Raw genomic sequence first — 16,022 nt, forward strand, 5'->3', positions numbered from 1 at the left:
CCGCTAGTCCGGCAGACGGACAATCACGCGGGTGGCACCAGCCTTTCTCCCGAGGGCATCCGCCTTCCCGGCTCCGGCGACGCAGATGCCCGTGTCCAAGCCATCGGCGACCATTCCGCTCGGCGCGATCACGCTCACGGCGATGCGACGCGTAAGCCCGAGGCCGGTGTGTGGGTCGATGATGTGCGAGTAGCGTTTGCCATCGATCTCCACCGCTTGATGGAGGTCTCCCGCGGTGGAGACGGCGCAGTTCGACAGCTCGACCACTTCCTCGGGCTCGTCGTCATCGAAGGTCTGCAGGCCGACCCGCCATGCGGTTTTCCCCGGCGGCGGTTCACCCAGGCGGAGGTCGCCTCCCGCGGCGATCAAGATGCGGGAGAGGCCGCGCTCCTTCATGGCCGCGAACATCTTGTCGGCGGCGAATCCCTTCGCGATGCCGCCTAGGTCGAGCTGCATGCCGGGCTCCTTGAAGCGGATGGTCTGCGCGGTGCCGTCCCAATCCACCTTGGTCCAGCCGCAGGCGGACTGCGCTTTCGCGAGGGTCGCGGGATCGGGTAGGGTCTTGCTGTCCCGGGTCTGACGCCAGAGCTTGGTCAGCGGGCCAAGCGTGGGATCGAAGGCGCCATCGGTTTCGCGGGCCTTGGTGAAGGCTCCTTCAAGAACCTCACCGAGCAGCGGGGAGACCTTGATGGTTTCGCCTGTCCGGTCGGACAGCTTCATGAGCTCGCTATCCGGCAAGTAGTCGGAGGCCACGGCATTGATCTCCGCGCCGATGGCGAAGGCGGCGTTCGCGGCGGCCGTCGCGACCACTTCGTCCTCGGCGTAGCAGGTGATGGCGAAGCGGGTGCCCATGAGGGGACGCTCGAAGTTGAAGCGCTTCTCTTCCGCCCCTGCCGATCCGAAGACCAGCAGGAATCCGATCGTGATCCGCACCCAGTTGCTCACGCGGGGGAGGCTGAGCGTGGTTTGGCGGGATGCAATGCCGGGAAATCCCAACCTGAATAATTACCCGTTTGTGTCGTGGACAGGGATGGGAATATGGCGTAAATGTCACATTAAAGCTAGGAACGTCACTTTTATGGCGAATTCCAGCTTCCCGGTTCACCCCAAAAGCCCCTATGACGTCTGCCCGACGCTTCGCCTCGCTGGCGTGCGCCCTCATCTTGCCTGCCGTGCACGCCGCTCCCGTGAGCGTCGGCGATTTTTCCTTTGAAGGTAACGGCTTCGGTCCCGGCGGTTTCAACTATGGCTTGGGTCCGGAGTGGCTGGAGACGAACGGGCCGGATAACGGTGCGGGATTCGAGGAGTATATCACGGGGTTCGCGGCGGAGGGGACGGATCACCTCGGGATGGAGCTGAACCACAATGTGTGGCAGGACCTAGGGGTAACTTATCAGGCGAATACCCGCTATACGCTCACGGTCGCCGCGGGATACCGGAACGGGAATACGAACGCGGGTAACCAGAGCACTTACCTTCTCGCGGATAGCACGGGGGAGATCTATGCCACGGGGATCTTCAATGCCTCCACGCTCCCGCCGCAGAGCTTCGGCGATGCGCCGGCGCTGGTCTTCGATACGCCGAACAATCCCGGGTCGGTCGGGAAGACGATCCGGATTCTCCTGCAAGCCCGGGGAGCGGGGCGTTCGCACTTCGACAACATCCGGCTAGATGCGACGCCGCTGGTGCCGCCGGGCACGGCGACGATCCAGAATCTGGCCCCGACCGCGGTGACAGCGACCACGGCCACGCTCAACGGGCAGATCAGCAACATCGGCGACGCAGCCCCTTCGATCACTTTCTTCTGGGGTCCGAGCGACGGCGGGCTGACCCCGGCAAACTGGGCGAACACGCTGACGCTGCCGGGGACACAAAGCGGCAGCTACTCGACGCCGGTGAGCGGCTTGGCCCCGGCTTCGACCTGCTACTTCACCGCGCGCGCCACGAACAGCGCGGGGCAATCCTGGGCACTGGCGACGACGAGCTTCGAGACGCCAGCGCTGGCGCCTGCGGTGGCGAACATCGCGGCCTCCGAGATCCTGCCAACCACGGCGACGGTGGGAGCACAGGTCACTTCCACCGGCGGGGAAGCGCCAACGGTCACCCTCTACTACGGTACCAGCGACGGCGGCACGGTCGCGGGAAACTGGGCCTTCTCGACAAGCCTGGGGCAAGTGGCGACGAGCGCGACCACTTCCCTGAGCGGATTGCCTGCGGGCAGCACGATTCACTTCCGCGCCTTCGCTTCGAACGGGGGTGGCTCGGCATGGGCTCCGGCCAGTTCCAGCTTCGCCACGCCTGCAGTGAGTTTGCCCGCGGTCGCAAACCGCAGCGCGCAGGGAATTACGGGCAGCACGGCCACGTTGCGCGGCGAGGTGACGGCGGATGGCGGGGATGCGCCGGTCATCACACTGTTCTACGGTCCGGCGGATGGCGGCACGAACGCGGGCGCATGGGCTTCTTCCGCACCGCTCGGCAACCAGTCCGGCGAGTATTCCTTCTTCGCCGCCGGGCTCAACCCGCAGACGACCTACCATTTCCGTAGCAGGGCGGTGAATGCGGCGGGCACGGTGTGGGCCTCCGGCAGCCTGTCCTTCGCCACCACGCCGCTGGTGCCGAACACGGCGGTGATCAACGAGATTCACTTCAAGCCAGCCGACAAGACGAGCCTCGAGGAATTCATCGAGATCCACAACCCGGGGGACACCGCCCTGGATCTTTCCGGCTGGACGCTATCGGACGCGGTGAGCTTCACCTTCCCCGGCGGTAGCAGTCTGGCGGCAGGTGGCTACCTGATCGTAGCGGAGAATCCGGCGGTGATCCTGTCGAAATACGGGAAGACCGCGCTGGGACCGTGGACCGGCAAGTTGAACTCCAGCGGCGAGCAGATCGACCTGCGGGATGCCGGGGGCGTGCTGAAGGATAGCGTGGACTATGGCGTGGGCTTCCCTTGGCCGACGGCGGCGGATGGTACCGGCAGTTCCGCGGAACTGATCCACCCCGGCCTGGACAATGATCTGGGCGGCTCCTGGCGTTCATCCGGAAGCGTGGTGGGCACACCGGTGACCTACATCGCCTCCCAAGCGACCGGCTGGAGATACCGGAAGGGCAACGCCGAGGCATCCAGCCCGGTGGATGCGTGGCGGGCGACCGCCTACAACGATTCAAGCTGGCTCACCGGGCAGACGGGGATCGGCTACAACGATCCCGGTGTGTTGACGATGCTCGGCGACATGCAGGGTGCGGGCGGTTACCGCAGCGTCTATTTCCGCAAACAATTCACGGTGCCTGCGGATGACGTTCCGGACCAACTGCGGCTGCGGGTGCGGGTCGACGACGGCTGCGTGATCTGGATCAACGGTTCACCGGTGCACCGGATCAATGTGGCGGACGGACAGCTGGCCTACAACTACCTGGCGCCGGAGAACCATGAGGCGGTGTGGGAGGAAGTCACGCTGGAGAACGCGGGAGCTTACCTCTTCGGCGGGACCAACGTGATCGCCGTACACGCCTTCAATACTTCCCAAGGCAGCAGTGATTTCTCGATGGATCTCGAGCTGAGTTCGGGCGGCGGAACCAGCGGCGGCCTGCCCACTCCGGGCGCGACGAACTCGGTACGCAGCGCTCCGACCGAGATTCCACCCTCCATCCGGCAAGTGATTCACACGCCGACCACTCCGGCGCCGAACCAAGCCGTGACCATCACCGCGCGCATCACCGACCCCAACGGCATGGGCACGGTGAACCTGATGTACCAGACGGTGGATCCCGGTGCTTATATCCGCCTCACGGATGCTGCCTACACGACGGCCTGGACGACGGTGCTGATGCGGGACAACGGAACCAACGGCGATGCGGTGGCGAACGATTCGATCTACACGGCGCGGATTCCAGCCGCGACGCAGACGAACCGGCGCTTGGTCCGCTACAAGATCAGCTTGGCCGACTCGGCCGGGAATACCGCGACCGTTCCTTATTCCGACGACGAGCAGCCGAACTTTGCCTACTACGTGTATAGTGGCTTGCCCGCATGGCAGGGCGCCTTCCGCCCGGGCACGACGCCGCTCCAGACCTTCAGCCCGGCACTGCTGGACGACCTGCCGGTGTACAGCCTGATCGCGAACGGCAGCGACGTGATCAACTCGCAGTATAGCGGCGGCTCCGATGCCGTGCGCTTCCGCGGCACCTTCGTCTATAACGGCGTGGTCTACGACCACATCGAATTCAAGAACCGCGGCGAGGCCTCCACCTACGTCTCAGGCAAGAACAAGTGGCGCTTCTTCTTCAACCGGGCCCGCGACTTGCCGGCGCAGAACAACTTCGGCGACGACTATGCGGAGACCTGGGGTTCCTTCTCCGGAGACGCGTGTGCCAGCCCTTGGGCTTCGCTGCACCGCGGGATGGCAGGCGTGGAGGAAGCAGCCTCCTACAAGCTCTTCCAACTCGGCGGCCTGCCCTCCCCGAACACCCACTACTACCACTTCCGCGTGGTGCGGGGGGCGAATGAAACCCCGGCGGCGGGGACCAGCATCAACGATCCGATCGGCAATGCGGACGGCCAGTACGCAGGGGATTTCTGGGGGCTCTACCTCGCGATCGAACAGCCGGACGGCTCCTTCCTGGATGAACGTGGCCTACCGGACGGCAGCATCTACAAGATCGAGGGGAACGGCGGCGACAAGAAGAACCAAGGCATCACCCAGCCGATCAATTCCTCCGACTGGGACAGCTTCCGGGACGCGCATGTGAACGCCGATCCGAACGAGACCTGGTGGCGGCAGAACATGGACATGGAAAGCTACTACACCTTCCATGCCCTGAACCGCCTGACCGGGAACGTGGACGTGCGCGGCGGCTTCAACCACTACTTCTACCACCGCTCTTCCGACAACCGCTGGGTGCCGATGCCATGGGACCTGGACATGATGTTCATCGCGAAGAGCCACCACCAGACCGGGGTCGGCGGCGGGAGCTATCCGGGCGTGATCCACGCCTACAAGTCGATCCTACAGAACCCCGCGCTGGCGCTCGAGTATCGCAACCGTGCGCGGGAGATCCTCGATCTCTTCGCCTCCGACGGAGGCAACGGTGGCGGGCAGTTCGGCCAGCTCATGGGCGAATTCGCGGACATCGTGAATCCCACCGGGCAGACACTGACCTGGGCCGATGCGGATGCGGCGATGTGGAACCTGCACCCGCGCACCCAAGGATCGGATAGCGCGGCCAACGGCCAGACCAACCACCGCGGCAACTTCTTCCGCACCAGCTTCGCGGATAGCCGGATCGGCGGCGGCTGGACACGCTGGCTCCGCACGCCCGCTTCCTCCGGCACCATGGAGCACGAGGACTCCATGATCTACCTGCGCGACTACGTGACGAACACTTGGCCGGGCGGAGCTTGGGCCGTGAACAATGGCAACCAGCTCGGCTACGGTTACCAATATGTGGCGAACGACGCGGCTGACGCGGCGATTCCCCAGAAGCCGGTGGTGACCGCTTCCGGCGATCCCTCTTACCGGCTGGACGACCTCAGCTTCAGTTCCTCCACCTTCTCTGATCCGCAGGGGAGCGGCAGCTATGCGAAGACGCGCTGGCGGCTGGCCGAGGTCTCCGGCCCGGGCGTGCCCGGCTATGTCGCTGGGGCCGCGCGGAAGTATGAGACGGATGCGATCTGGACCACGGAGCTGAACAGTGTTCCGGGGACTATCACCATTCCCTACGGCGTGGCCCAGGCGGGCAAGACCTACCGGGTGCGCGTGCGCCACCAAGACAACACCGGCCGCTGGAGCCACTGGTCCGCTCCGGCGCAATTCAGCGCCACCGAGCCGCCGCCAGGCGAGCTGATGCACTACTGGAATTTCAACGCGGCGAACTTCTTGGTGGCGAACACCAGCATCGGCGGAGCCCAGCTCTCCTCCACGGTCTCCAACGGTGCCCAAGTGATCCAACACGACGCCCAGGACCAAGGCTTCGCCGCGCTGAATGCGCGCAACGACGATCCGGTAGGCAGTCACTTGCGGGTGAATAACCCGCTGGGAGCAACGCTGACCTTCGCCGTACCGACGACCGGCTACGAGGACGTGGTGATCAAGTACGAGACGCGCCGCTCCGGCTCCGGGGCGGGCACGCAGCTCGTCTCCTACACGCTCGACGGAAGCAACTTCCTGCCCTTCGCGAACATCTTTCCGCCGGACGGCGACGCCACGGTGCAGATCCTCGACTTCCGCCCGATCTCCGGTGCGGACAACAACCCGCTCTTCGCGATCCGCATCAGCTTCCAGCAAGGCACGGGCGGCACGGCGGGGAACAACCGCTTCGACAACGTGACGGTCGAAGGCGACGAGATCAGCCTGCAACCGGGAACCTATGCCTACTGGCGGGCCGAGGAATTCCCGAATCCGGCGGACCGGAACAACCCGGCGATTTCCGGGCCGGATGCGAATCCCTCCGGTGACGGGGTGGCGAACATCCTGCGCTATGCGATGGGCGTGGGTCCGTACGATCCGGTGGCCCACCTGCTGCCGGTGCTGAACACGGCCGGTAGCAACCGCGAGTTCCGCTTCCGCTACGACGCTACGAAGACCGATCTGGTCTGGCGCGTGGTGGCCTCGAACGAACTGGGGGGCTGGAACTCGGAACTCTTCGACTCGGAGGAGGACACGATCCCGCCGCTGCAGGGTGGCTGGCTGCCGGTGGCGATCCCGCTCCACCTCGGCCCGGGCCCGTCCGCAGACCCCCGCATCTTTGTGCGACTGCAGGTCGAGTTCGTGCCCTGAAGGGCCGGGATAGATGGGAAAACGCGGAAGCGTAGGGTTCTGTCCCCGCTCTGGGGGATTGCAATGGGGTGGAATATGGCGATCTTGCCACATTTCGCCCCGTCCGAAACCCCGGCCCGCCCATGCGTCCACCCGCCGCCGCTTGCCTAGCGCTCACCCTCCTGGCCCCACTCTCTGCTGTCGCGAACCCGGTCATCACCGAGTTCATGGCCAGCAATCAGGCAACCATTGCCGATGAGGACGGCGATTTCTCGGACTGGATCGAGGTCCACAATCCGACCACGGCCCCGATCTCGCTGAACCAGTGGTGCCTGACGGACTCCGCCAGCAATCTGGCGAGGTGGCGTTTCCCGAACGTCACGCTGGCACCCGGCGAGTTCCGGATCGTGTGGGCATCCGGCGAGAACCGGCGCAATCCCGCGGCGCCGCTGCATACGAATTTCTCCCTTTCGGCCGGGGGCGAGTATCTCGCGCTGGTGAGGCCGGATGGCGTGACCGTGCAGCAAGACTTCGGCCCGGAATATCCCGCGCAGGATGGGGACGAGTCGTATGGCTCGCTCTTCAACAGCACGGTGCTGGTGGGGCCCGGGGCCGCGACCCGCTACCGCACTCCCACCAATGCCTCCGATCCCGGAAGCAACTGGAACCAGCCCGGCTTCGGCGACGGGGCCTGGAGCGTGGGGCCCTCCGGCTTCGGCCACGGGATCACGGTGCCGGGGATCACGGTGCGCCAAGTCTTCCGCAATAGCAGCGCGGGCACCCTGAATACCCTCGCGGCGACGGATGCCCTGCTGGCGCTGCCACCGGGAGATCCGGGCATCATCTCCGACACCACCATCGTCGACGGCGTGGTAAACTATCTGGGCGACGGCAGCGACGGACGCTTCGGCGGGAACTCAGCGCCTCCCGGCGGTTCCGGAGACAACTACGCCATCAAGGCGACCGGCTGGATCGAAATCACCCAAGCCGGGGTCTACACCTTCGGCACGAACAGCGATGACGGGATCCGCGTGCGGATCGATGGCGTGGCGGTCATCACCGACAACACGTCCCACGGCCCGCTCGATTTCTTCGGCACCCGCAACCTGAGCGTGGGTCTGCACAGCTTCGAGGTGGTGATGTTCCAAGGGAATGGGGGCAACTGCGTGGAGTTCTTCGCCGCGCAGGGCAGCTACAGCGCATGGGATGCGAATGCCTTCCGGCTGGTGGGTGACACGGCCAACGGCGGCCTGCCTGCGACCACCCTGCAAGGCGGGGCCAGCGGGCTGATCGCCACCGACACTCAGACGCTGCTGAACGGGAAACAGGGGGCTTACTTCCGCACGCCCTTCACGTCCACGGGTCCCGGTGCAGCGACCGCGCTCTCGCTGGTGACGCGCCATAACGACGGCTTCGCGGCCTGGCTCAACGGGACGAAGGTGGCCTCGCACAACGTGCCCGCGAACCCGGCCTACAACTCCACGGCGAACTCGGCGCGGGGCAACTCCGATAGCCTGCGGCCGATGGGCTTCAGCCTGGCGGAGCATCTGCCGCTGCTGGCGAACGGCTCGAACGTGCTGGCCATCCACGGCATGAAGAACACCGCGGCGGATGCGAGCTTCCTGCTGCTGCCGGAACTGATCGCGGGATCACTCGATCCGATCTCGCCGCCGGCCTACTTCGGCTCCGGCAAGGCGAGCCCGGGCTGGATCAACGGCACGCCCAGCTCGCTGGGCAAGGTGGCGGACACTTCCTTCAGCATCGATCGCGGGTACTTCACCTCGCCGATCCAGGTCGCGATCACGACGACCACACCGGGGGCGACGATCCGCTACACGCTGGACGGCTCCACGCCCTCCGACACGCACGGCCTGATCTACAGCGGCCCGCTGAACATCGCCGCCACCCGCACGGTGCGGGCCTGCGCGGTGAAGTCCGGCTGGGAGTCAACGGATGTCGACACGCAGACCTACCTCTTCCTGAACGACGTGATCACGCAATCGGCGGCACCGGCAGGCTGGCCATCGACAAGCGGCACCGCCCAGGTGCTCGACTACGGGATGGACGGGGACATCGTGAACAACTCGAACCTGGAGATCGGCAGCCCGGGCCGGGTGAAGGATGCGCTATCTGCCCTACCTGCGGTCTCTATCGTCACGGACCTAGACAATCTCTTCAACATCAACGGATCCTCGGGCATCTACTCCAATCCCTATGCGCGGGGTTTCGCATGGGAGCGGCCGGCATCGATCGAGTGGATCAACCCGCCGAACGGGCAGAACCCGAATGGCAGCAGCGAATTCCAGATCAATGCCGGGATCCGGATTCGCGGCGGCTTCTCGCGATCCACGGACAATCCGAAGCATTCCTTCCGGGCCTTCTTCCGCTCGGAGTACGGCGACTCGAAGCTGCTCTACCCGCTCTTCGGCCGGCGCGGGGCGCAGGAGTTCGACAAGATCGATTTCCGCACCTCGCAGAACTACTCGTGGAACTTCGGCGGAGATACGCGGAACACCTTCCTGCGGGAAGAGTCCGCACGGCAGGCCCAGCTCGACATGGGCCAGCCGGGCTCGCGGGTACGCTACTTCCACCTCTACCTGAACGGCCAGTACTGGGGTCTCTACAATCTGGACGAGCGGACGGAGGCGGACTACGCCGAGACCTATTTCGGTGGGAAGAAGGAAGAATACGACGTGGTGAAGGCGGAAGGTTCGGACGCCGATTACGTCATCGGGGTTACCGATGGCAACTTCGCCGCCTGGCAGGATCTCTTTAACAAGGGCGAGACCCACCGTGCCTCTCCGACGAACGCGAACTACTTCCGGATGATGGGCCGCGCCGCGGACGGCGTGACAGCTACGGCGGATCCCGTACTTCTCGATCCGGATAACCTGATCGACTACCTGCTGCTGACGATGTGGACCGGCAACCTGGACGGCGCCACCTCCGCCTTCCTAGGGAACAACAAGGCCAACAACTGGTCCGGGAGCCGCCGCCGGGACAACAACCCGGGGCAGGGCTTCCGCTTCTTCGTGCACGACTTCGAGCACAGCGCGCTGTGGACCGGGGAGGACCGGACCGGTCCCTTCGACTTCCCTGCGGAGGAAGCGAATTTCGCCCGCTCGAACCCGATGTTCCTGCACCAGGATCTGACGGGAAATGCCGAGTACCGCATGCGCTGGGCGGACCGGATCCAGAAGCACATGTTCAACAACGGGGCGCTGGTGCCCTCCGCCTGGCTGAACCGGGTGAACAAGTTCTCCGCCGATGTGGACCAATCGATCATCGCGGAGAGCGCGCGGTGGGGTGATGCTTCGGCTCCGAATGATCCGCGCACGCGTCTGACCTGGCTCGGGGCGCTGAACGAACTACTGGGCTATCACACGCCGCGGGCCCCGATCGTGCTGAACCAATTGCGGGCCGACGGGCTTTATCCGGCGATCGATGCGCCATCGATCTCTCCCTTCGGCGGATATCACGACAGCGGCGTGGAAGCGGTGATCTCCGGTCCGCCATCCAGCACGCTCTACTACATGCCGGATGGCAGCGATCCGCGTGCGATCGGCGGAGCGCTGCGCGCGGGTGCCCAGGTCTACACGCCACAGAACTCGACCGAGGCGCTGGTGCCGTGGTCGGCCGCGAGCTGGCGCTATCAGGCGGACGGCCTGAATCTGGGCACGGCGTGGCGGAACTCCGCCTACGATGACAGCTCCTGGCCGACGGGCACGGCGGGGCTGGGATATCCGGCGGGTGTGAATCGCACCACGGTCATCCCGATCACCTACGTGGCCCCGGACCAAAAGGCGGCCACCTGCTACTTCCGCCGCAGCTTCACGGCCAGCAACGTGAACGGGATCACCAATCTCTCCGTGCAGGTCATGTATGACGACGCCTACGCGGTGTACCTGAACGGCACGCGGATCGCGGGGAATCTGCCGACCGATCCGGCCTACAACTACTACTCGGTGAACGTGGTGAACGACCAGGACTCCGGAGCAATCACGGTGCCGCCCTCCCTGCTGGTGAACGGCACGAACGTCATCTCGGTGGAAGTGCACCAAGCGAATGCGCAGAGCTCCGACCTGACGATGAATCTCTCGCTGACCGCGACGCGCTCGAACTCCAGCAGCCCGCTCTTCCTGACCGGCAACGGCGAGCGGCCGCTGCGGGTGCGTGCCCGTGCCGGCAGTATCTGGAGCGCGCTGACGGAGGCGACCTTCCTGTTAGAGACGGAGCCCGCCTCGCCCTCGAACCTGGCGATCTCGGAAATCCTGTATCATCCGGCCGAGCCTTCCTCGACCGAGATCTCCGCCGGCTTCGACGACGCGGAGGACTTCGAGTTCGTGGAGATCCTGAATACCGGTAACAAGGCGGTGGATCTGCAAGGCGTGTATTTCTACGGTGCGATCACCTTCGACTTCACCAATGCGCCGACCGGGCGGACCCTGGCACCCGGCGCGCGCCTGCTGGTGGTGGCGGATCTGGATGCCTTCCAACAGCGCTACGGTACGAACAAGCCGGTGGCGGGACAGTATTCCGGCCAGCTCAACAACGCGGGCGAGAGCCTGGTGCTGTATACCCCGGGCGAGACGGTGATCCGTGGGGTGGAATACAGCGATGCCCCGCCCTGGCCGGTGGCTGCGGATGGCGAGGGCTACTCGCTGGTGCGCCGCCATCCGAACGATCCGGCGGGCGATGCGGATGCGGACGGATGGGCGCTGAGCGGCAGCATCGGTGGAACTCCCGGTGAGGCGGATGTGCCAGCGAGCGGTTCCTTCGATGCCTGGGTGAACTCGGTTTTCACGCCGGCACAGCGGGCTGCGGCTGCGACTTCGGCGGTATCGGCGGACCCGGACGGGGACGGTCGCCTGAACTTTGAAGAGTTTGCCTTCGCTACGAATCCGCTGGTGGCGGATCAGCCGCGGATCGACTTCGTGTGGCAGGGCACGGCCCCGAACCGCTTCGCCGCGCTGCGGCTGCTGCGGCCGGAGACGGCGCATGGCATTCTCTACGAGCTGTTGGCGGCGGATAACCTGGCCGGACCATGGACGCCGATCTCATCCGCACCGGTCTCGAACACCCCGGCGGGGGCGGGGCTGGAGAACGCCATCTTCAGCGACGAGGCGCCAGCTTCGGGGCCACGGCGTTTCCTGAGAATGCGGGCGGCTTGGGCCCCGTGAAGCGCGGGGATTCGGGGATTGCCTGCCGGGGGCTTGGTGACCAAGTTGTCACATACCCCCGGATTCCGTCACCATGCGCCGCTTTTCCGCTGCTTTATCGATATCCCTTTGCCTCACCTCGGCAGCGTATGCGGAGGTGATGATCTCGGAATTCCTGGCGGATAACTCCAACGGGATCGAGGACGACTTCGGTGACCGGGAGGACTGGATCGAACTCTACAATCCGGACGGCGCCGCGGTGAGCCTGGATGGCTGGTGGCTGACGGATGACTCCGCGAACAAAAAGCAATGGCGAATCCCGGCGGTGAGCTTGCCGGCGAAGGGGACACTCCTCATCTGGGCTTCCGGTCGCAACCGGGTGGATCCCGCGGCACCGCTGCACACGAACTTCGGGCTTTCAAAGAGCGGGGAGTTTCTCGGCCTCTACAAGCCGCATGCGAGCACCGGGCAGCCGCAGCTGGTGCACTCCTACGGAGCCTCCTATCCGGTACAGGCGCCCGACATTTCGTACGGTGTCTCGATCGCGCAGACCACGACCACGCTGGTGGCCTACGGAGCCGGCCAGCCCGGGCGCTACCGCGTGCTGACCAACGACGCCACCGGAGCGAGCCACTATGGTGGTAGTAATTACGCCGCCGGCAATGTGGGCACGGGGCTGAGCGGGGGCTGGAATGTGAGCGCGGGCTTCTCCGATACCGCCTGGACCAGCGCTTCCCCGGGGCTGGGCTATGACACGAGCGGCGGGCTGAATGCGTGGATCACCACGAACGTGCAGGCAGGTTTCCAAAACGTGAATCCTTCGCTGCTGTTCCGGCGGACTTTCTCGCTCGCGAGCCCATCGGCCTATGCGTCCTACACGCTGCGGATGAAGTATGAGGACGGCTTCGTGGCATGGATCAACGGGGTAGAGGTGGGGCGTGCCAACTTCGCGGGGCCGACGGCGTACAATTCGGTGGCGACCGCGGCGCTGGACGAGGCGGTGGTGAACTCGTGGGCGGAGTTCAACGTGCCTGCCTCCGCGCTGGTGGCGGGAGCCAACGTGCTGGCGATCCAAGGGCTGAACTCCTCGGTGGGAAGCTCGGACTTCCTGCTGCTGCCGGAGCTCACGGGCGGTACGAATCCGGTGGCGGGGGACGCGGTGTACTTCAGCACGCCCACGCCGGGAGCACTGAACAACACCGGAACGGCGGGACCCGTGATCTTCAATGCGACACCGCTCGATCCGCTGGTGCCGCGACCGCTGGGCAATGGCTCGAGCCCTGCGATGAACGTGACGGCGCAGGTGATCCGGACGAAGAACAACATCACCGCGGTGCGTGCCTACCATCGTGCGATGTGGAACGCGGAATCCGCGGCGGTGGCCATGAACGATGCAGGCACCGGGGCGGATGCGATCGCGGGGGATGGCATTTACTCCGCGGACCTTCCGACCAACCAGGTGGCAGCAGGCCAGATGTTTCGCTGGCGTTTCGAGGCACAGGACGGGCAGGGCAATATCACGAAGTTCCCGGCTTATGCGGATCCGCTGGATTCGCCGCAGTACTTCGGGACCGTGGCGGTGAACGGAGCGACCGCGACCAGCCAGCTACCGATTCTGGAGTGGTTCGTGCAGGGCTCTCCGGTGGGGGGGCCGACGGCGGCGGCCTTCCGGGGCAGCTGCTACTATCTGAATCGTTTTTACGACAACGTCGGTCACGAGATCCACGGCCAGACGAGTTCCGGCTTCCCGAAGAAAAGCTACGATTTCGATTCCAACAGCGATCACCGCTTCGTGTGGAAGGAAGGCGAGCGCGCGGTGAAGGATCTCAACCTGCTGACCAACTACGCGGACAAGACGAAGACGCGGAACACGCTTTCACAGGAGACGGCCAAGCTGGCGGGCACCGTGTATCACTTCGCATTTCCCGTGCGGGTGCAGTTGAACGGCGGATTCCACGGCGTGATGGATCTGGTGGAGGACGGCGACGACCGGATGCTGGAGCGCAACGGGCTCGATGGTGAAGGGGCACTCTATAAGATCTACAGCGAGGGGCTCCTGGGCAGTGCGGAGAAGAAGACCCGCCGCGACGAGAACAACGCCGATCTGCAGGCGATGAGCGCCGCACTCGATCCTTCGATCGCGCTCGCGACGCGGCGGACCTGGGCCTACGACAATATGGATATCCCGGCCACGGTGAACTACCTGGTGGTGCGGCAGTTCAACAGCGACCGCGATCACGGACACAAGAACTTCTACCTGTATCGCGATACCAACCGGACCCGGGAGTGGCAACCGATCATCTGGGACGTGGATCTCTCCCAAGGCCACAACTACACCAACCAGTACTTCGACGACACGCTCTTCGCGAACAACCCGCTCAACGCGCACACGGCGAACAACCGCTTCTACAACCTGATCCTGGAGTCCCCGGAGATGCGGCTGATGTGGGTGCGCCGGATGCGGACGCTGATGGACCAGATGATGCAGCCGCCGGGAACGGTGAACGGATTTCTGGAGACGCGCATGCGGCAGATCGCGGCGACGATTGATCCGGATCCTGCCAATCCCTCCGCGTGGACCGATGGGGATCTGGATACGGCGAAGTGGGGTATCCATGCGAACTACGTCCAGAACCGGGCGAGGGAAGAAGTGGAGCGGGTGGTGAGCGGCTACTTCGGCCCGCGGCGGACATTCCTTTTCAATAGCGGCAGCGGGCGGCCGCTGCTCTATGCACCCGGGAATGTCGCTTCCACGGAGATCCCGGCGACAGGGCAGGCGGATAACGCGGGGATGATCAGCATCGATTCGGTGGACTACTCGCCCGCTGCGGGGACGCAGGCCGGTGAGTATCTGATCCTGCGGAACACCACCGCCCAATCCGTGGACATCTCAGGGTGGACGCTTCAGGGCGGCATCGATCATGTCTTCAAGGGAGGCACGGTCATTCCTGCGGGCAATGGCAGCGCGGCCGTGGAGTATCGCGGGCTGTTGCATGTCGTGAAGGATTCCGCCGCTTTCCGCGGCCGTGGCAGCGGGCCTACGGGCGGGCAGAAGCGGATGGTGCAGGGCAACTACGGCGGGCAGCTTTCCGCACGGGGAGAGACGGTCGAACTGCGAAACGCGGCGGGACTCTTGATCGCCAGCTTTACCTATCCCGGGACACCCTCGCTGCTCCAACAGTTCCTGCGAATCTCCGAACTGCAGTATCATCCCGCGAATCCCACTCTCGCGGAGGAGAGTGCCATGCCAGGGGTGACGGAGGACGACTTCGAATACCTCGAACTGGTGAATACCGGTGCTGTTAGCCTTGATCTCGGGGGGGCGAAGTTTACCGAGGGCATCGGCTTCACTTTCCCTGTCACTTCGCTTCCGGCCGGACAGCGGCTCATCGTTGCGAAGAATCCGGGGGCCTTCGCGCTGCGGTATCCGGGCACGGTCGTTCCGGTCCTCGGGCCCTATGAGGGAGTGCTGGCCAATAGCGGGGAAGTGATCGAGCTGGTCGATGCGGTGGGCGAGAACATCTTGGATTTCGAGTACAAGGATGGCTGGTATCCGGCGACAGATGGCGATGGTCGCTCGCTGGTCATTCGCGATCCAGTCGCTACCTCCTACTCCGACTGGGGCAGTTCGCGGATGTGGGCGATCAGCGGTGCGAGTGGGGGCAGCCCCGGCAGCACGGATGCTTCGCTCGCCCAAGCCTATCAGGGCTGGGACAACTTCCACTTCAGTTCCGCGGAGCGCGATGATCCGCTGATCTCCGGTCCGGATGCCGATCCCGATGGTGATGGCCGCAGCAACATGGACGAGTATGCGCTGGCCACCGATCCCCGCAGTCCGGATGCGCCGCTGTTGGCGTTCACCTGGTCGATGGACGGCCCGGTAAAACGCCCCGCGCTGCGCTTCCGGCGTCCGGCAAACGCCCTCGATCTGAGCTATCAATTGACAGCGAACGGAGGGCTAGCGGGGCCTTGGCCCAGCGTCTCCACCACCGCGGTTTCCAGCACGCCCTTACCCGGACAGACCGAGGAGGTCATCTTCCGCGATACCGCAAGCAGTACCGCGGCGCGACGCTTCCTCCGGCTTCAATACCAGTTGGAGTAAGGAGTT

General features: G+C 64.9%; 4 protein-coding genes. 3 read left to right on the top strand and 1 reads right to left on the bottom strand.

From position 1 onward, the window contains the following. Positions 1 to 3 precede the first annotated feature (3 nt). On the bottom strand, positions 4 to 945 hold the full coding sequence (locus OJ996_RS06770) for an FAD:protein FMN transferase (protein ID WP_264512549.1): 942 nt from the start codon (positions 943 to 945) through the stop codon (positions 4 to 6). A 173-nt stretch (positions 946 to 1,118) separates the two neighbouring features. On the opposite strand from OJ996_RS06770, the gene OJ996_RS06775 reads away from it, so the two are divergent. The 3 genes from OJ996_RS06775 to OJ996_RS06785 all read left to right on the top strand — a co-directional run bounded on the left by OJ996_RS06775 (position 1,119) and on the right by OJ996_RS06785 (position 16,016). Then, entirely contained in the window at positions 1,119 to 6,776 is a 5,658-nt protein-coding gene (locus OJ996_RS06775; RefSeq protein ID WP_264512551.1) for a CotH kinase family protein, read from the top strand. 122 nt (positions 6,777 to 6,898) lie between these two features. Beyond that, a complete protein-coding gene (locus tag OJ996_RS06780; RefSeq protein ID WP_264512553.1) occupies positions 6,899 to 11,935 on the top strand; it encodes a lamin tail domain-containing protein in 5,037 nt (1,678 codons plus the stop codon). 73 nt (positions 11,936 to 12,008) lie between these two features. Next, positions 12,009 to 16,016, top strand: a complete 4,008-nt coding sequence (locus tag OJ996_RS06785) for a lamin tail domain-containing protein (RefSeq protein ID WP_264512555.1) — start codon at positions 12,009 to 12,011, stop codon at positions 16,014 to 16,016. Positions 16,017 to 16,022: the final 6 nt, after the last annotated feature.

Origin of the sequence: Luteolibacter rhizosphaerae, from assembly GCF_025950095.1 — a bacterium.
GTDB classification, from domain to species: domain Bacteria; phylum Verrucomicrobiota; class Verrucomicrobiia; order Verrucomicrobiales; family Akkermansiaceae; genus Haloferula; species Haloferula rhizosphaerae.